The sequence below is a fragment of the Desulforhopalus sp. IMCC35007 genome (assembly GCF_005116575.1).
Taxonomy (GTDB): Bacteria; Desulfobacterota; Desulfobulbia; order Desulfobulbales; family Desulfocapsaceae; genus Desulforhopalus_A.
This window is the reverse complement of sequence record NZ_SWCN01000002.1, coordinates 244967-262704: the sequence shown is the minus strand read 5'-3', so window position 1 is coordinate 262704 and position 17738 is coordinate 244967. Positions and strand designations below refer to the sequence as shown.

The following is a 17738-nucleotide window of genomic DNA, read 5'->3' as shown; positions in this document are numbered from 1 at the left end:
AGGCGTATGACAAATTTGAAAGTTTGCCACAATACATACCTCTACCTTTCATGCCACTTCACATCCAACTCCAACACTTTTTTGCTTATTTTCAAGATGTTAAACAAAGAGATACCCAATATGGCACAAGGCTTGCTCTAGAACAGCATACTGCAAAGAAATGTTGTTTAAAGATGAGTTTAAAAAAGGAGGATGCTATGTCGAAGAAAAATGTTGAGGAACTTCTTATTGCAGGCGGTTCAAATGAGGCAATGCGGCTTAAATATGATGCGGTCAAAACAAAAGAAGATTTCATCACCCTCGCTGCAGCCGATGGTTATGAATTCACCATTGAAAACCTGGAAGACGTACTCCGTGAATCCGGGGATTCATTCGAATCCTTCGGTAATCCCGCCAAACGCATGATCTGGTGGAGCTGATCCTTAGGTTTGAAATAAATCCATAGTCAGGGAGTAACCCCAGAGTTGCCAACGCCCTGACTGATAGAGAAAACATCAGCCCCTCCAACTTGTTGGAGGGGCTGGTGCATTTTATCCGTGAAGGAAGTCGATACTCCTTTTCCCCACACCAATACGTACTTCAGCCTTTAGCTCAGGAGTCTTTGCAATACAGACACCTTTTCTAAAGACCGCAAGTCTTGCGGGTTTCAGACGAATAGCATCCAGAACCGAGCGCGCCTGGAGCACAACAAAATTTGCCTCTTTACCCACCTCTATTCCATAATCTTCAAGCTGCATCACCTCCGCCGCGCGAGTCGTTACCATGGAGAAGATATCTCCCAGTTGACCTGCACCAAGCATTTGCAGACAATGCGCGCCCATGTGGGCCACCTCCAGCATGTCGTGACTTCCCATCGGGTACCAGGGGTCCATGACACAGTCATGACCAAAGGCTACGTTTATACCGGCCCGAAGAAGTTCCGGCACCCGGGTCAAGCCGCGTCTTTTGGGGTAGCTGTCCTGCCTTCCCTGGAGGTGGATATTGATAAGCGGATTGCAGATCGCCTGCACCCCTGATTCCGCGATCAGTGGCAACAGCTTTGTCACATAGTAGTTGTCCATGGAATGCATGGAGGTGAGATGGGAACCGGTCACCTTTGCTCCAAGACCGGTCCGACTTGCCTCGTACGCCAGGTGTTCGATGTGCCTTGAGAGCGGGTCATCACTCTCATCGCAGTGCATATCCACCTGCAGACCTCTTTTGGCCGCCAGTTCACAGAGCCAGGTCGTCGCTTCTCTTCCCTGTTCCATCGTTTTTTCAAAATGGGGTATTCCCCCCACAACGTCTACGCCCTTGTCAAGGGCTGCCAGCAGCAACTCCTTGCCATTACGGGATCTCAGCAGTCCATCCTGGGGAAAGGCAACAAGCTGCAGATCGACCCACTGCTGCATCTCCTTTTTCACCTCAAGCAGAACATCCACTGCCAAAAGACTTGGGTCCGTTACATCGACGTGGGTGCGGATTGCCAGAGTCCCACGGGCAATAGACCAGTGCAGCAGGTCAAGGGCTCTGTTTTTGATAGCTTCAGCGGTCAGATCCGGCTTCAGTTCCCCCCAGATCTGAATGCCTTCGAGCAGAGTACCGCTTTCATTGAAGCGTGGCAGACCTAGGGAGAGAGTCGCATCCATATGAAAGTGCGGATCCACAAAAGGTGGCGTTACCAGATACCCCCCAGCATCAAATTCTTCGTTGCATTCCTGATCAAGCCGCGGGGCCATTTCAACAATTTTACCGCTCAGTACTCCAAGATCAACCGGGTTTTTTTGTCCCGGCAGGAGAGTATTTCTTACTATTAAATCCAGCATATTTTCACCTTATCTTTCACCTTTACGAAATGGTACAAGCAGTGCTTTCGGGTAGGCCGATCGTCGGGACATGATAATCAGGGCCACGATGGAAAACACATAGGGCATCATCAGATAAAACTGGTACGGAATAACCATCGATACGTCTTGCTGCACCCTCATCTGCAGGGCATCAAAAGCGGCAAAAAGGACAACACCCAGAAGTGCCTTGGAGGGTTTCCATGAGGAAAAGACCACAAGAGCAATGCAGATCCAGCCCCTGCCATTAACCATACCGATATAAAAAGCATCAAAGGCAGACAGGGTCAGAAACGCTCCACCAACGGCCATAAGACCACTGCCAACAACCACCGCACAGGTTCGAATGGCAAAAACAGAGAGCCCCTGGGACTCTACAGCCATCGGGTTTTCACCGGTCATACATAGGGCAAGCCCAGCCGGGGTGTGTTTAAGAAACCAGCCCACAAAAAACACCAGGATAAGGGCCAGCAGGGTCAGCGGAGACTGATTGAAAATAATTGGACCCAGAACAGGTATATCACCTAAAATTGGTATATCCATAGGTGCAAAAGGAACAATCTTTGGCGGAGTTGTCACATCAGGTAGAACCATTCTGAAAACAAAAGAAGACAGGGCCGAGGCGAGCATGGTTATGCCAAGCCCCGTGACATGCTGGGAAAGCCCGAGATGTACGGTGAAAATTGCGTGTAAAAGACCAAAAGCGCCTCCTACACAGGCGGCAAACAGGATCCCGCCCCAGAGATCTCCGCCAAGATAAACCCAGGTCCAGCCAGACATGCAGCCAGCGGCCATGATCCCTTCTATGCCAAGGTTCAGCACACCTGCCCGTTCGCAGATGAGCTCTCCCAGGGTGCCAAAGAGAAGAGGGGTAGCCATGCGCACAACCGCCATCCAGAATCCGGCCTCTAAAAACAATTGCAGGGTATCCATACCTACCTCCACCGTATTTTATATCTGGCAAGGAGCATACTGACCAACACTGCCAAAAGAGACACCGCCGTTGCAACATCGGCAATAAAATTGGATATATTCAGTGACCGGCTCATAGAATCGGCTCCAATGGAGAGCATCGCCACAAAAAATGCGGACACAACCACTCCAAGAGGATGCAGAGCTGCAAGCATGGCCACCACGATCCCCGAATAACCAAAGCCCGGTGACAGGTCAAGGGTGAGATAACCTTTGAGGCCGCATAACTCAGAAACCCCGGCGCAACCGGCGAGTCCCCCTGAGATAAGAGCCGTCCGTATCACCACGGAATTAACACTGATACCCACAAACCGGCTGGCCACAGGATTGAAACCAACTGCCCTGATCTGATAGCCCCAGGTAGTAAAACGCATAAAGGCCCAGAGCAGCAAGGCGCTGGCAAGGGCCCAGAAAATTCCCATATGTAACCTGGTTTTTGCAAGGATTGTAGGCAGCACCGCCGCATCCACCACGCCTTTTGCCTGGGGCCAGCCCATGGCCATCGGATCTTTCCAGGGACCAAAAACAAGATAATTGACCAGGAGAATAATTATAAAATTGAGTAACAGCGTGGTAACAACCTCATCCACTTTAAGCCAGGTCTTGAGCAGGGTCGGCCCAAGCAGCAGCAGTCCACCCACGAGCGCCCCTGTGCTAAAGAGCAGTGGCAGCATCAGCCAGCCGGGCAGATCGATCATGCCGGTTCCAAGCCAGGTGGCAATACAGGCCCCACCGTACAACTGTCCTTCCGCCCCGATATTCCAGAGCTTGGCTTTGAAGGCTATGGCGGCAGCAAGACCGGTGAAGATCAGCGGTATTGTCCTTGCCAGAGTCTCGGAAAGGGCAAATCTGGTGCCGACAGAGCCTTTAATAAACAGAAAAAAGGCTTCAACCGGTGAGGCATCCGCCCAGACGATTAAAACGGAACAGACCAGAAGTGCTGCAGCAGCGGAACCAAGAGGCACCATTGCTTTTAACACCATGGAACTCTGTTCGCGAGGTTCAAGCCGCATGGCACGCCTCCTCTGGAGAAACCATGGTGAACACGTCCAGATGCCCGCTCATTGCCAGTCCCATTTCCCTTGCGTTGGTGGCACTTGGCTGTATGGGGGCCGAGAGGCTTCCCTGGTACATAACCTGTATCACATCGGCTACCTTGAAAAGTTCATCAAGATCTTCAGAAATGATGATAACCCCTGCTCCGCTTCGGCTGGCACTGATCAGCTGACTGTGAACAAAGGTGGCCGCCCCGACATCCAGCCCCCAGGTCGGCTGGTTGGCCATTATCACGGAGGGTTTTTCTGACAGCACCCTGCCGAGAATGAGTTTTTGCATATTTCCTCCGGACATCATCCGGACAGGCAGTTCCTCTCCTCCACAGCGAACATCATAACGGCTGGTAATCTCTTCTGAATTTTTCTTCATAAACGAGGCCTTCAACAGGCCATAACGGCTCACCTCTTTCTTCCAGTAATTTTCCAGAATAAGGTTTTCCTGCACGTTCATATCACCGATTAAACCGGTTCCCGTCCGATCCTCGGGGATTCGTCCCACCCCCCGGCGTACCATATCAACAGGGCCCAGTCGGACAACTTCTTCTCCCAGCAGCTCAAAACTTCCTGATGACGGTGACAGCAGACCGGAAATGAGATCGGCCAGATGGCCCTGACCGTTTCCTGAAACTCCTGCAATACCTAGGATCTCACCACTGCGCAGATGAAGCGAGGCCTCATGCAGAAGGGAAAATCCATGTCGATCACAGGCACTCACCATATGCAGGCTGAGAACAGTCTCACCTGGCGCCCCAGGAAGCACTTCAACTTTTGGTACCTCACCTCCCACCATCTCGCGGGCCAGGGTATCCATGTCGGTCTCAGAGGTACGATGCTCATAGGTTACAACGCCGTGGCGCAACACAAGACAACGATCACTCACACCTATAACTTCTTTTAATTTGTGGGTAATAAAAATAATTGCCAGCCCCTTGTCGACAAGCAGACGGAGTGTTGCAAAAAGGTGTTCGCTCTCCTGGGGAGTGAGTACAGCTGTCGGTTCATCTAAGATGAGGATCCTGGTATCCCGATAAAGGGCCTTGAGGATTTCTACACGCTGACGCTGGCCCACGGAAAGATGTTTCACAAGGGATCTATGATCAACATCAAGTTCATAGGCGTTTATAAGATCTTTTATTTTCCTGATGGCTTCGCTTTTTTTGCGGCGAAAGGCAAACAGCGGCTCAGTGCCGAGGGTAATATTATCAAAAACCGACATATTATCAGCAAGGGTGAAGTGCTGATGCACCATGCCAAGCCCCGCTTTTAACGCATGGCGGGGCGATCCGGAAGGCAGCTCTTTTCCATTCAAGGTAATGGACCCTGAATCCGCGACATAGTGGCCAAAGAGGATATTCATCAGCGTTGTCTTGCCCGCACCATTTTCTCCGAGCAGGGCCAGTATTTCACCTTGGTGGAGGCTGAGGCTGACCTTGCTTAAGGCCGTAACCGAACCAAATTTTTTACTGATGCCCAGAAGCTGGAGAAAAGGAGTAGAATCCTGCATAGTTCCTCTTAAAAAGAAAATCGGCGGCGGAGACACCCCGCCGCCTGATGTATAGAAACAAGCTTTTGTAAGACTGCAATCTTTTATATTTTTAAAAAAACAAGTCCTTTACTATCTTTACAACATGCCGTTGTTTCTAGAAGGTGGATTTTGGTTCCTTGTCATTAATTTCAACGACAAAGGAGCCGTCCCGAATAGCCTTTTGTTTTTCAGCAATCTCGGTTTTAAGTTCCACAGCGAGCTTGTCTTCAAACTCATAATAGGGCGACAGGGAGGCACCGCCTGCTGCCATCATGGTGAATTCTTTATAATCCTCACCTTTAAAAGAACCTTCTTTGACCAGCTTCACAGCGTGGGATATTGCCGGTTCCATATGCCAGAGAGCAGAAGCAACAACGACATCAGTACCGTTTTCTTCCTTATTCATGTCATTGACATTACCAAAGGCCACAATTCCCTTTTCCCGTGCCGCATCAACAACACCTGCTCGCTCTGCATATAACACATCAACCCCTGCCTCCATCTGGGCAAAAGCAAACTCCTTGGCCTTGGGAGGATCATACCAGGAACCGATAAAAGATACCTTGAACTCAACCGCCGGATTCACCTGTTTTGCCCCGGCCATAAATGCATTGAAAAGACGGTTAACCTCACCGATGGGGTAACCACCGACCATACCGATTTTACCCGACTTGCTGAGACTGGCGGCGGCCATGCCCATAAGATAGCAGGGCTCATGGATGTAGTTGTCGAAAACAGACATATTGCTGCCGTATGGGCCAAAGGAATCACCCATGAGAAATGCAACTTCAGGGTAATCGTCTGCTACTTTTCGTACATCTTTGGAAATACCAAAGGCCTCTCCAACAATGAGAGCTACACCGGATTCAGCATATTCACGCAATACCCTGATATAGTCGGTATTGGAAACCTTCTCAGAAAAGACGTAGTCGATCTCACCCTTGTCCTGTAATGACAAAAGGGCTTTGTGCAGAGTCGCATCCCATTTTTGCTGAATGGGTTGGGTGTAAATTCCTGCAACTTTGATTTTTTCGGCAAAAACCATGGCCGGGCATACCATCAGCAGGCTCAGCAGGACCAGGCAGCAATACAACATTCGAATCTTCATTCTCAACTCTCCTCTTAATATGTTTTCAATAGAGACACTGATAAACTATGTCTTTTATAACCTGTCGTACCCTGGAGGTCTTTCCAAGAAAAGTGCCAGGAGCAACTAAACTGACACGTGCTTTTCATGTCATTGGAAACAAAAGCAAATAACGTAGACAGCTTTTAAAAAATATCCAAAAGCCCGTTACAGCTTCTCACTTTTTTGTAACCATAGATCTGTTATCTTACAAAGAAGTATGGTCTGAATAAATCTTCCAGCACCACGTGCAGGTAAGGAGATACTCTATCTTTGGCTGAATGCCTTTATCGTGGAAGGCGGACAGAGTACCCCTCCGACAAAACCGGCCAGCGGTTTATCCTGAATGTTTCTGGCTACAGTTGCAAAATTCCGACGTAGGGAAGTTCTCTGTAGCGTTGACTGTAGTCCAGGCCATACCCCACAACAAACTCATCCGGGATATCCTTCCCGCAAAAATCAACCTGCACATCGGATATTCTGGCAGAGGGTTTATTGAGAAAGGTGCAGGTTTTTAAAGAGCGGGGTTTACGGTTATTTATCATGCGTACCACCTTTGCAAAGGTGCGCCCGGTATCAACGATATCCTCAACCAGCAACACATCCCTGCCCTCAAGAGACGAATCAACATCCATGACAATTTTCACATCACCGCTACTGACCGTTCCATCGCCATAGCTGGAAACCGTCATGAAATCAACGACAAGTGGGGCTTGAATCTCTCGGATGAGATCAGCCATAAAAATAAAAGACCCCCGCAGGAGGCCGATGACAATGAGCTCTTTTTCAAGTGAGCTATAATGGGTGGTAATCTCAGCACCCATGCGTTGAACTATTTGTTGTATTTCGTCTTCAGAAATAAGTATTTGGGTAATGTTAGGTTGTTGCACAATAACTCCATTATTTTAAACATCTTCATTTTCATACACACGTAAAAGGTCATTTACCCAGACTGAGAGGCTCTGACAAATGTTCAGCATACCAGGCTGTTCACCTTCATGACCGTGGTAAAATCCCACCGGGGAGTAGTTTTGCCTCAGGCAAATACCTACCATGATCTTGCTGATTTGTAACTATTGTCTGACGAACAGGCCATTTTTTATATTTGATTATCCCGGGTCTTAAAGAGGAAGAAATATAATTTAACCAAACAATATTTGATATAAACAAAATTTCTCTCGATAAGAGCTGCAAAATAGTGTAACGATTTTTGTTTTTCATATAACCAGGCACCTCTTTGTGAAGAGGGTACAATTCTAATTATCGGAGCAGCAATGGAGAACTTGGAAAGAAAATATGGTTTCTGGACCGCCAGTGCCATGGTAATCGGCATTGTTATCGGCTCAGGAGTTTTTTTCAAAGCAGACGATGTCCTCATCGCCTCAGGAGGCAGCCTCACCACAGCGTTACTGGCCTGGCTCATCGGAGGATCGATCATGGTAATCACCGCCTATGTGTTTTCCCAGATCGCCACACGGGTGGAGAAGGTCAATGGTGTTGTTGATTATTTTGAGGAGGCATACGGAGAAAAGGCCGGGTACCTTGTCGCCTGGTTTATGACCTTTATCTATTATCCTACCCTGGTTGCTGTACTCGCCTGGGTTTCAGCCAACTACTCCATCGGTCTCCTGGGTCTTAAAAGTGGTGTCTGGCTATTATCTGCCGTTTATCTTGTCGGCTTTTTTGTTCTCAACTGTGCCTCTCCAGTGCTTGCCGGTAAATGGCAGGTTTCTGCCACCATCATAAAGCTGGTTCCCCTTTTTCTTGTGGCCTGTGTGGGGATAGTAAGTGGTCTTATCAGCGGACAAACTGTACAGAGCTTCAGTCAGGCCGCCCAGGGGGTTCCCACAGGCGGGGGGCTTGCCGTTGCAACCCTGGCCACAGCCTTTGCCTACGAAGGCTGGATTATTGCCACCTGCATCAACGCAGAACTGAGAGACGCTAAACGTACCCTGCCAAAGGCCCTGCTTTTGGGCTCTATAGTGGTGGTGGTTATTTATATGCTCTACTATCTTGGAATCTCAGGTGTTCTTTCTAACAATGAAATTATAACAGCAGGCGATAATGCCCCTGTCGAGGTGTTTTCTCTGATTTTCGGCCGCCTTGCCGGAACCTTACTCACCGTGTTTGTGATCATTTCCTGCCTTGGTACTCTCAATGGCCTGATCATGGGTTCAACCAGAGGAATGTTTTCCATCGCCTCCCGTGATCTTGGTCCCTGCTCCGCATTCTTTAAAAAAGTGAACCCCAGCTCCAACAGTACAATTAACTCAGCCCTTATCGGCTTTTGTCTCTCGGCCTTCTGGCTCATGGTCTGGTATGGAAACTTTGCAGGCTGGTGGGGCAGGTTCATGGATATCTCAGAGCTACCCATCGCCTTTCTCTACGTAATCTACATTTCACTCTACATATTTGTTATGAGGAGTTTTGAAGATCTCGGAGTATTCAGCAGATTCGTGGCCCCCTTCCTGGCCACCTGCGGTTCTTTCTATATTATCTGGGGAGCAGTACAAAAAGATATGTTTATTCACTTTCTCATCCTGACCGCCATTATCACCATCTGCGCTTTGCCGTTTATGAAAAAGAGAGAGAACTAAAAACAACAGTGGTGCAAAGAGGGGACCTGTTCTTCTCAGTGCACCACTGTTCTTCCCTTATGACTGTTATTGATTCAAGGCTCGTCCAGGAAAAACCTGACTCTCCGTTAGCAGACTGTTGCTGGCTTTGAGTTCTGTTGCACTTCTCTCTGGAGGTCCATCATAAGAAGGACTACGTTCAATTCTATTGATACGATCAGAGCGAGGTAAAAATAAAGAGTTACGGAGTTCGTTGGATAACAGCCAGGGCTTCATCATTTTTAAGCCAGCCTTTGCGGCCCGCCCCATCCTGCACGTAAGTGTAGTTGTTATAGCTTTTGATGGGGAAAACAAGTCGCCCTTCCTCTATTGCTCCAGCCGAAGTTGCTCCTTCAAATGGAGAGATCTGCAGTTTAACCCCACCTGCCACAACGACCAGTGGATTATAGCTTCTGTAATTATATGCCGTTGCAAACACACTAAGAGTCAGGATAACCAGGGTACAACTCCATGATGTAAAAAACATCCTCCTGCCGGGCCGAGTTTTTAGAGAGATCGCCAGCAGCAATATCATCACAAAAAGACAACACAGCGCAAGAATTGCCCAGCCATCAATGGAAAATATGGAAAACAATCGTTCCAGCTTACCGGCCTCGGTGGCGAACAGCCCTCTGTCCTTTCGTACCTTTGCAAGATTCCCAAGTATGTCCGGATCGTTGGGACTGATTTTCAAAGCACGCTCGTAGTTGAGGATGGCAAGACCAGTGTCCCCTCTCTGGGCATAACTGTTGGCCAGATTATAGAGAACAGAGGCAGCATTGCCATTCTGGCTGGTTATTTCTGAAAAAATTTCCACAGCGCTATCATAATCTCCTCTGCTGTATGCAGCATTTCCCTCCTCAAAACGACTGGCGAGATCCGTTGCCTGCACCCCAAAAGGTACCATAACCAAAATGAGCAGCACCATTGCCAGCAGGGTGCCTGATGTTTTGTTCCTCATCACAATTTCTCCAGCTCTGTTTTCAGTTGAACTGCATAAGTCGCCATCTCCTCTGCAGACAATGTTGCCCCACCATAGGCCGCTTCTTCGGCCCGGTGAAAGATTGTCAGGAGGGGGGAATCCTCTGCCACCAGTTTTTTCAGATCGGTGTAACTCATGGCCGAAGCAGATTGCATCCGCGGGGTTGCCAGATGATTCTGAATTGCAATCCTGCATTTGTTTAAAAAATCCAAAGCGTCAGCAGAGTCCCTGGCCTGCTCCACCTCTGTGAGGTCATTGTGCAGTTGTGTTTGGCGTTTTTTATGATAATCAAGACCCGGCTGCCTCTCCTGCTTTTGCCTGCGCCAGTTCAGATAGAGAAGAACTCCGATCAGCAGCAGACAAAAAGAGCCCAAAACAAGGAACCATACTCTCTTGAAAATTGGTGCCAGTTTGTCGTGAAAGCCCCCCGTCTCCAGGTGAATCGGGGCCAGGTTCATTGTAGGAACCCGGCTCTCAGAGGTTTTCTGGTCGGTCACCGGAGTCGGCAATGGTGGAGCTGCAGACGATGAAGAACTTGGTTGCACTGGCGAAACGGTCTGAATTCCTCCGGTATTCTCATTTGAAGGTGCAGCTTTAGAACCTGAAACCTGCAAAGGGATCGGTTCGCTATCAATAGTCACATACTTTTTGGCGGTGGGATCAAAATAGCTAAAGGAAAGCGAGGGAATCTCAGTTACTCCCGGCTGTTTGACAACAACCGCCTGTTCAAAGGATTTGGAACCGCTCAATTTTGAGGTATCCGCACTATAATCTGAGGTGGGCGTATAGGCTTTCCATAACTGATTCTCGGGGAAAACAGGAGCCTCAACCCGGTTAAAATTACCTTCTCCTGCAATGGTCATATTCAGGGTTATCGGCTCACCCACCTCGACCTTTAAAGGCGATGCGAAGATATTCAGAGTGAAATTCCCGATGGCCCCGGTAAAGGTATCGGGACGACCCTCTGCAGGCAGAGGGTGGACAGGGAAAATTATATCCGGACTTACAACACGAATTGGTTTCTTTTCCACATTGCCAAAAAAGCTATCAAAGATTGAGTCATCAAACATACTGCCGCCAAAACCGGAAAAAGGTGACCTGCTTCGGCGTTGCTGGGCCACAAGCAGCGATGCGTCCAGACTGAATTTAATGGGGTGCTGCCCCGTTTTTATCCCCGAAAGGCTTGTCTGCCAGATCAGGACATGGAAGGGCACACCACCCACCACCTCTTCTTTCTGTTGAGGGTCATTGCCCAGTTGCGGCATAACCACACCATCACCTGTCAGAGTAGGGATCGAGTTGAGTTCCACCCTGTAATTTTGGTTAAAATATGCTTTCAGGGTTATGGGAACGATCTCGCCCGGGTAGTGTTCTCCAATCTCTGATACAGTTATATAAGCAATATCCTTGAGACTTTTCGTTGTTCCACCAATTGCTGCGCTTTCACTGCCGCTTGCGGTCACCTCAAAAGCAATGGCATTGGTTTTCATCTCCTTACCTCCAACCATAACCGAGACGGGAGGAATGGTGTATTTACCAGGTACAAGTCCCTGGACAACATAGTTATAGGTTATGGAAGCACTGGTTTTACCGTTAATAAAGGAAGTCTGACTTGATTGTCCCCTTGGATGGATCACGATATTTTCAATCTCAGGAAGATCAATTGCAGCATTTTTCCGTACACCATTTACGGCGATACTGAGCTGCGCCCCTTCATCCACAGAGAAGGTTTGATGACTCAGGGTCGCATCCACAGTGACGTCTGCGGACAAGACGGGCGAGCCAGCCCACAACCACATACCCATTAAAAGTGTTATCAGTGCAAATATGCTGCGTTTACCCATCACCAATCCTTTTTTGTTTCATTATCTACGGCACCTGAAGGGATAAAATTCAGCTCACCTTCCTGGTCCTTGAGGGCATTGAGGAGTCTTTCCGCCTCTTCTTTGGTCATTTTTCCCTGTTGCTGTCGAATGACATCCTGCCGGGCCTGCTCCTCGGCCTGCTGTTGTGTTGATTTGTCATCTTCTGCCGCACCGTTTATCGGCTGAGCAGCCTCGGAGGAAGCTGGCTTGTTTGTATCTTTGCCCTCTTCTGACGGGCTGTTCTGCCCATTTTCATCTGGCTTTTGCTTGTTGTCTTCATCACCCTGGCCCGCTTGCGGCTGCTCTTTCTTATCATCAGAACCGGTATCCTGCGGTGTATTCTCTTTCGATTCACCCTGCTGGTTATTATCATTCTGGGGATTGCCACTCTGCTTCTGTTGATCCCCCTGGCCCTGCTGATTCTCCTGGCCCTGCTGATTCTCCTGATCCTGCGGGTTCTGCTCCTGATTCTTGTCCTGTTCCTGTTTCTGCTTTTCCAGCTCTTCCAGCCGCTTTTTTATGGTTTGCAGATTATTTTCAGCCTTTTCGTCACCCGGTGCCAGTTTTAAGACCGACTCTATGGCAGAAATAGCCTGTTTCCACTCTTCCACCGTGGCCTTAGGGTCTCCCTGCAGACTTTCCGCGCCTTTCTGGTAATGACTGTTGGCCAGATTAAAATAGGCTTTTTTCTGTAATTCAAGATCTTCACTGTTGAGTGCTTTCCCAAAGGCCTCAACGGCGTCATCGTACATATTATTTTTGTATGAACTTACCCCGTAATTATATTGTAATTCTGGAGAATCGGGAGATATCTTCAGCTGTTTACTATAATATTCCGAGGCTCCAAGATAATCCCCTGCGGCAAAGGCATCTTCTCCCGGAGAGGCCTGAGCGCGCAGAGTTGCAGCGAAAAACAGCAGAATGGCAAGGGTGCTGATCTCTTTTTTTCTTTTCAATGGAATTGTGAATGTTTTAAAGAGTGGCCGCTGTCCATTGCTTTTTCTCTCGGAAAGCAGCAACTCCAGAATGAGCAGTACCAGAGCCCCCGCGAGGGGCCATTCGAACCTGTCAATGGGTATCTTGTGTCTTCGCTCAGCAAGCTCTTCTTTCGGGATAAGTGAAAGTTTCTGTTGATAGATCACCTCAAGGCCCTCACCCGCTCCACCAAGTGGCGCATAGATTCCACCTGTGAGTTCTGCAAGCTTTTTCAAGGTACTTTCATCAAGCCTGGATTTTACATATTTCCCGGAATCATCCTTGACAAACCCCTTGATCTCACCCGTCAGAGGAATCAACTCACCACCACTTGTACCAACACCTACTGTGTAAATGGTAAGCCCCTCCTGCCCATATTTTTCGGCCGCCGCAATGGCATCACCTTCCAGATTTTCCCCATCGGTGAGAATAATCAGAATTTTATGATTGGCGCCATTGGTGAGAATGCTGGCTGCAGCCTCAATCACCCCGGCAAGATTTGTCCCTCCTCGGGGAATGATATCCGTTGTAACCGCCGAAAGCGACTGCTCAAAGGCCTCATAGTCCGTGGTCAGAGGGCACATGAGAAAAGAACTGCCGGCAAAGGGCAGCAACCCCACCCGGTCTCCTTCAAGCCGCTGAACAAAATCAAGAATGGCAAAATGTGCTCTTTTCAAACGGTTTGGTTTGATATCTTCGGCAAGCATGCTCTTTGAGGTATCCAGGGCAAACAGCAGATCAATACCTTTTCGCTTTACCTCAATCCACTGAGAACCGTACTGTGGGCGGGCAAGCGCTGCAAAGAGCAGAAAGACAGAGAGCACGATCAGGCTGGTTTTGTAGCGCCTTTTTTTTCGTGATACATTTTTTGTGAGCCGGTCGATGAGCTGAACACCGGCAAATTTTCCAAGCTGTGCCAGGCGCTTTTTCTGTATCAGATGAAATACAAATGCAAGTCCGATACAGCTGAGCAGACCAGCTAAAAGCCATAGTGGTTGTGCAAAAGTCATTATCATTCCCTTAACCCTAAACCTTCACCCCTTAGGGCACCCGTTTTCTTGACTGATAGACCTCAACACCCAAGAGGACGAAGATAGATAACACCAGGTATGAAAACAGCTCCCGGTAATTTTCAAATTTTTTGATGGTCCTGGTGGTGGTCTCCATGCTGTTAATCGCCTTGTATATCTCGGCCAGAGAAGCGGTATCTGTTGCCCGAAAATAAGTCGCCCCGGTCTTTTCCGCGACCTCCCTCAAGGTCTTTTCATCAATATCCACTCTTGCCTGAATTAATTTTTTCCTGCCAAAACTGTCCGTTACAGGTATGGGTGCTTCCCCTCTTGTTCCTGCACCAATGGTATACACCTTAATACCAAGGGTCTCGGCGGCCTCGGCCGCTACAAGGGGGGGGATGCGGCCCGCATTGTTCATACCATCGGTTAGGAGAATCAGTATTCTTGATTTGGATTTTCTATCACGTAATCTGTTGGTCCCGCTTCCTATGGCCGAGCCGATTGCCGTTCCATCCTCCACCATGCCTATTCTGATTGATTCCAGACGTTTTCTCAGCCAGCTGTGATCAAGAGTCAGCGGACTCACCAGATAAGGCCTTCCCCCAAAGGCGAGCAGCCCAATGCGATCATTGGGCCGCTGCTCTATAAATTCAGCCACCACTTTTTTCACCACTTCCAGCCGGTTGGTAGGCTTGCCACCCAGGGTAAAATCCATGGCCTCCATGGAACCCGAGACGTCGACTGCCAGGAGGATATCAATACCGGAGGCCTCTATTTCGAGATTGCTGCTGCCGACCTGCGGCCTTGCCAGCGCGACAATCAACAGGGTGACACTTGCCAGTCTCAGGATAAGCGACAAACGTCCCAATCGGGTTTTCCTGGCCGATGACAACCTGCTGGCAATAGAGGTTGATGAAAAAAGCAGAGCGGGAGCTGCTCCTTTTCGACCAAAAAAATAGCCAATCACAGGGATGAGCAGGAGCAGCCAGAGCAGTTCAGGGTGTAGAAATCTCATTTCCGGCCCTCCTTTTCTCCTGCTGCAGGACGGGTTGAGTCTATGAACGAGGTAATGGCTTCTTCCATACGGGTAAGATCACCTGCGTCCTGAACCTTGTGGGCAAACTTTGCCATATCAGCCTGCTCAAGACAGCTCTGCAGCTCGTTTCTAAAATTGCCCAGCTCCCCTCCACTTTCATCCTTCAGACTGTAGAGAAACTCACTTGTGGTCTTTCGTGTTGTTTTAATTGTAAATCTCTGCTCGATATAGCGGCGCAGGATCTGACTGACCCGATCCATGTAGATACGACCCTGGGCAAGGTTTTGAACCGAGCGGGCCTCAGCAAGATCCGCGAGGGCCTGATCCCATGGCAGAATAGCAGGCAAAGGCTTCGCCCCTCTTTTCTTTATAAAATAATAACCGAGTAGCAGAAGTGCGCAGAGGACAATAACCAGCACAACCCCAAGGATAATGTAAAGATAGGGAACGGCAGCCTTTGTGGGCACAACGCCATAGATATCGTAGAGCTGTAGTGCTTCCCCCTGGCCCTGCAGCATCTGGGGCAGCTGTGATGTCTGGGTGGCAGCACTTTGGGCCTGTTTTCCCGGCTCCTGCAAAAGGGTTAAGGTGCCCTCGTCACTGCCTGGACTCTCTGTTGCGTAGGCTGTCTGACTGATAAACATCAGAGCGATGACCATGAGGTAGAGAAAATTTTTCATAGCGCCCTCTTTTTCCGATCCCTGAAAAAACTGAGCAGAGGCGGCAGATACGATCTGTCGGTGCGCAGATCCAGCAGATCTATTCCAGCCTGACGCATACTTTTACGAATCATGGTTGCATGTGCATCTGCCATTTCACTGTACTCTTCCCGCACCCTTCTATCTGAGGTATTCACCTCCACCTGTTCGCCCGTTTCCGCATCTTCCAGGGTTATCCAGCCAACATCCGGCAGAGCATATTCCCTTGGGTCGGTGACGATAAGACTGATAAGATCGTGGCGCCTGTTGGTGATCTGAAGTTTCGGCTGCAGTGTCTTTAACTCACTCTCAAAGTCCCCGGGCAGGGAAAAATCAGAGATAAGAAATGTCACACATTTTCTCTTCATCACCCGGTTCACAAAATCCAGCACACCTTTTACATCGGTCTTTACGCCTTTGGGCTCAAAATAGAGGATCTCTCGTATTATTCGAAGGATATGTCCCCTGCCTTTTTTGGGTGGGATATAGAGCTCGGGAGCGTCGGTAAAAAGCACCAGACCAACCTTGTCGTTATTTCGTACCGCAGAAAAAGCAAGCACCGAACCTAGCTCTGCCATCAGCTCCCGTTTTGATGCAGCCGAAGAACCAAACTCACCTGAGCCGCTGATATCAATCATCAGCATGATGGTCAGTTCACGCTCTTCAGTAAACTTTTTGATGTGGGGAATACCGGTCCTGGCGGTGACGTTCCAGTCTATGGTCCTGATATCATCACCGGGCACATATTCGCGCACCTCGTCAAAATTCATACCCCGACCTTTAAAAACAGACTGATAACTGCCAGCCAGGCTGTCATTGACCAGGCGGTTGGTGCGCACTTCGATCTGGCGCACTTTTTTCAGGATTTCCCGGGTAAGTTGTGTATCCATTACGCGGCCACTCAGGGAACAGGAACGGTATCGAGGATTTTGCGGATGATGTCTTCGCTGCTAATCCCTTCCGCCTCGGCCTCATAGCTGATTCTCAGGCGGTGGCGCATAACATCAACAACGGCCGCCTTAACGTCATCAGGTGTCACGTAACCTCTGCCTGCCATAAAAGCCAGACATCTCGATACTGTTTTCAAGCTGATGGTTGCCCGGGGTGATGCCCCTGTTTCTATATAATCACGCAGATCAAGCTGATAGCTTTGCGGATCTCTTGTCGCATAGACAAGAGAAACAATGTAATCCTTTATCTTGTCATCCATATAAATTCGGTTGACCACAGTACGGGCGGATAATATGTTCTCAGGAGAGGCAACCGGTGTAACCAGGATTTCCGAATCTGTCTGATCAAAGCCTTCGAGGATTTTTCTCTCTTCTTCCCGTGTTGGATAGCCGACCACCACCTTCAGCATGAAACGGTCAATCTGCGCCTCGGGCAGGGGATAGGTTCCTTCCTGCTCAATGGGGTTTTGGGTGGCAAGTACCAGAAAAAGATCAGGCAGTTTAAAGCTGGTGTCACCGATAGTGACCTGTTTTTCCTGCATGGCTTCAAGCAGGGCCGACTGCACCTTGGCCGGCGCCCGGTTGATCTCGTCAGCCAAAATCAGAGAGGCAAAGATCGGCCCTTTCTTCACCTCAAATGTAGTCTGCTGCGGGTTATAAATCTGGGTGCCAACGATGTCGGCGGGCAGCATATCCGGGGTAAACTGTATCCTTTTAAAATCGGTCTGGATCGCTTTTGCCAGTGTTTTCACCGCAAGGGTCTTGGCGAGCCCTGGCAGACCTTCCAGAAGAATATGACCACCCGACAGCAGGCCGATGAGCAGCTGATCTATGAGATGATGCTGACCAATAATAACTTTTGACAGCTCATATTTGAGGGGAGCAATCCAGCTCGAATTCTGTTTCACCTCTTCATTGATCTTCTGAATTGAGCTGTAGACGTCGGAAGTTCCCGTCACGGACGCTGGGGGCGTGAGAATTGTATTGTCCATCATTGTAGTCCCTTATAGAGTATATTAAAATCGATCCTGTCTGCACCGGATGTATAACATGATTGAGTATAATGCCTCATCATTACCCCCATCTTTCACAAACATTACAAT

15 protein-coding genes are annotated in these 17738 nt (G+C 49.0%); 2 read left to right on the top strand and 13 right to left on the bottom strand.

The window, feature by feature from the left end:
- The first annotated feature begins 197 nt into the window (after nt 1–197).
- Nucleotides 198–419, top strand: coding sequence for a Nif11-like leader peptide family natural product precursor (locus FCL48_RS02990; protein WP_136870752.1), 222 nt, complete (start codon nt 198–200; stop codon nt 417–419).
- A gap of 111 nt (nt 420–530) precedes the next feature.
- Here the strand turns inward: FCL48_RS02990 and FCL48_RS02985 are convergent, their stop codons facing one another.
- The 6 genes from FCL48_RS02985 to hpt form a co-directional block, all read right to left on the bottom strand.
- Nucleotides 531–1805 carry a cytosine deaminase gene (locus FCL48_RS02985; protein WP_136870751.1) on the bottom strand — a complete coding sequence of 425 codons (1275 nt, stop codon included), beginning with the start codon at nt 1803–1805 and terminating at the stop codon, nt 531–533.
- A 9-nt stretch (nt 1806–1814) separates the two neighbouring features.
- Nucleotides 1815–2756: an ABC transporter permease gene (locus tag FCL48_RS02980; RefSeq protein WP_136870750.1), complete on the bottom strand. Its 942-nt coding sequence runs from the start codon at nt 2754–2756 to the stop codon at nt 1815–1817.
- Between the two features lie 2 nt (nt 2757–2758).
- Nucleotides 2759–3808 carry an ABC transporter permease gene (locus FCL48_RS02975; RefSeq protein ID WP_136870749.1) on the bottom strand — a complete coding sequence of 350 codons (1050 nt, stop codon included), beginning with the start codon at nt 3806–3808 and terminating at the stop codon, nt 2759–2761.
- On the bottom strand, nt 3798–5354 hold the full coding sequence (locus FCL48_RS02970; RefSeq protein ID WP_136870748.1) for an ABC transporter ATP-binding protein: 1557 nt from the start codon (nt 5352–5354) through the stop codon (nt 3798–3800). The genes FCL48_RS02975 and FCL48_RS02970 overlap by 11 nt, the downstream gene beginning before the upstream one ends.
- Before the next feature lie 136 nt (nt 5355–5490).
- The gene (locus tag FCL48_RS02965) at nt 5491–6483 is read right to left on the bottom strand and encodes a BMP family protein (RefSeq protein WP_136870747.1); all 993 of its coding nucleotides are present in this window, start codon (nt 6481–6483) and stop codon (nt 5491–5493) included.
- 374 nt (nt 6484–6857) lie between these two features.
- Complete coding sequence (gene hpt, locus FCL48_RS02960; protein WP_136870746.1) at nt 6858–7391, bottom strand: hypoxanthine phosphoribosyltransferase; 534 nt, start codon at nt 7389–7391, stop codon at nt 6858–6860.
- Between the two features lie 384 nt (nt 7392–7775).
- On the opposite strand from hpt, the gene FCL48_RS02955 reads away from it, so the two are divergent.
- Nucleotides 7776–9098 carry an APC family permease gene (locus FCL48_RS02955; protein WP_136870745.1) on the top strand — a complete coding sequence of 441 codons (1323 nt, stop codon included), beginning with the start codon at nt 7776–7778 and terminating at the stop codon, nt 9096–9098.
- A gap of 220 nt (nt 9099–9318) precedes the next feature.
- Here FCL48_RS02955 and FCL48_RS02950 read toward each other — a convergent pair whose 3' ends face one another.
- The 7 genes from FCL48_RS02950 to FCL48_RS02920 are packed head-to-tail and all read right to left on the bottom strand — an operon-like array spanning nt 9319 to nt 17627.
- Nucleotides 9319–10077, bottom strand: coding sequence for a tetratricopeptide repeat protein (locus tag FCL48_RS02950; RefSeq protein WP_169309052.1), 759 nt, complete (start codon nt 10075–10077; stop codon nt 9319–9321).
- Complete coding sequence (locus FCL48_RS02945; RefSeq protein ID WP_136870743.1) at nt 10077–11942, bottom strand: BatD family protein; 1866 nt, start codon at nt 11940–11942, stop codon at nt 10077–10079. The genes FCL48_RS02950 and FCL48_RS02945 overlap by 1 nt, the downstream gene beginning before the upstream one ends.
- Nucleotides 11942–13948, bottom strand: coding sequence for a VWA domain-containing protein (locus FCL48_RS02940; protein WP_169309051.1), 2007 nt, complete (start codon nt 13946–13948; stop codon nt 11942–11944). Before FCL48_RS02940 ends, FCL48_RS02945 begins: the two co-directional genes overlap by 1 nt.
- 31 nt (nt 13949–13979) lie before the next feature.
- The gene (locus FCL48_RS02935; protein ID WP_136870741.1) at nt 13980–14966 is read right to left on the bottom strand and encodes a VWA domain-containing protein; all 987 of its coding nucleotides are present in this window, start codon (nt 14964–14966) and stop codon (nt 13980–13982) included.
- Nucleotides 14963–15667, bottom strand: a complete 705-nt coding sequence (locus FCL48_RS02930) for a hypothetical protein (RefSeq protein ID WP_136870740.1) — start codon at nt 15665–15667, stop codon at nt 14963–14965. The genes FCL48_RS02935 and FCL48_RS02930 overlap by 4 nt, the downstream gene beginning before the upstream one ends.
- Nucleotides 15664–16575: a DUF58 domain-containing protein gene (locus tag FCL48_RS02925; protein WP_136870739.1), complete on the bottom strand. Its 912-nt coding sequence runs from the start codon at nt 16573–16575 to the stop codon at nt 15664–15666. The genes FCL48_RS02930 and FCL48_RS02925 overlap by 4 nt, the downstream gene beginning before the upstream one ends.
- Nucleotides 16576–16586: 11 nt before the next feature.
- Nucleotides 16587–17627: a MoxR family ATPase gene (locus tag FCL48_RS02920; RefSeq protein WP_136870852.1), complete on the bottom strand. Its 1041-nt coding sequence runs from the start codon at nt 17625–17627 to the stop codon at nt 16587–16589.
- Nucleotides 17628–17738: the final 111 nt, after the last annotated feature.

Excerpts from the sequence above, each read along its gene's own strand:
- FCL48_RS02975 (WP_136870749.1), bottom strand. The coding sequence starts at position 3,808 with ATGCGGCTTGAACCTCGCGAACAGAGTTCCATGGTGTTAAAAGCAATG.
- FCL48_RS02940 (WP_169309051.1), bottom strand. The coding sequence starts at position 13,948 with ATGACTTTTGCACAACCACTATGGCTTTTAGCTGGTCTGCTCAGCTGT.
- FCL48_RS02990 (WP_136870752.1), top strand. The coding sequence starts at position 198 with ATGTCGAAGAAAAATGTTGAGGAACTTCTTATTGCAGGCGGTTCAAAT.
- FCL48_RS02945 (WP_136870743.1), bottom strand. The coding sequence starts at position 11,942 with ATGGGTAAACGCAGCATATTTGCACTGATAACACTTTTAATGGGTATG.
- FCL48_RS02980 (WP_136870750.1), bottom strand. The coding sequence starts at position 2,756 with ATGGATACCCTGCAATTGTTTTTAGAGGCCGGATTCTGGATGGCGGTT.
- FCL48_RS02950 (WP_169309052.1), bottom strand. The coding sequence starts at position 10,077 with ATGAGGAACAAAACATCAGGCACCCTGCTGGCAATGGTGCTGCTCATT.
- FCL48_RS02970 (WP_136870748.1), bottom strand. The coding sequence starts at position 5,354 with ATGCAGGATTCTACTCCTTTTCTCCAGCTTCTGGGCATCAGTAAAAAA.
- FCL48_RS02930 (WP_136870740.1), bottom strand. The coding sequence starts at position 15,667 with ATGAAAAATTTTCTCTACCTCATGGTCATCGCTCTGATGTTTATCAGT.
- FCL48_RS02955 (WP_136870745.1), top strand. The coding sequence starts at position 7,776 with ATGGAGAACTTGGAAAGAAAATATGGTTTCTGGACCGCCAGTGCCATG.
- FCL48_RS02985 (WP_136870751.1), bottom strand. The coding sequence starts at position 1,805 with ATGCTGGATTTAATAGTAAGAAATACTCTCCTGCCGGGACAAAAAAAC.
- FCL48_RS02935 (WP_136870741.1), bottom strand. The coding sequence starts at position 14,966 with ATGAGATTTCTACACCCTGAACTGCTCTGGCTGCTCCTGCTCATCCCT.
- FCL48_RS02965 (WP_136870747.1), bottom strand. The coding sequence starts at position 6,483 with ATGAAGATTCGAATGTTGTATTGCTGCCTGGTCCTGCTGAGCCTGCTG.
- FCL48_RS02925 (WP_136870739.1), bottom strand. The coding sequence starts at position 16,575 with ATGGATACACAACTTACCCGGGAAATCCTGAAAAAAGTGCGCCAGATC.
- FCL48_RS02920 (WP_136870852.1), bottom strand. The coding sequence starts at position 17,627 with ATGGACAATACAATTCTCACGCCCCCAGCGTCCGTGACGGGAACTTCC.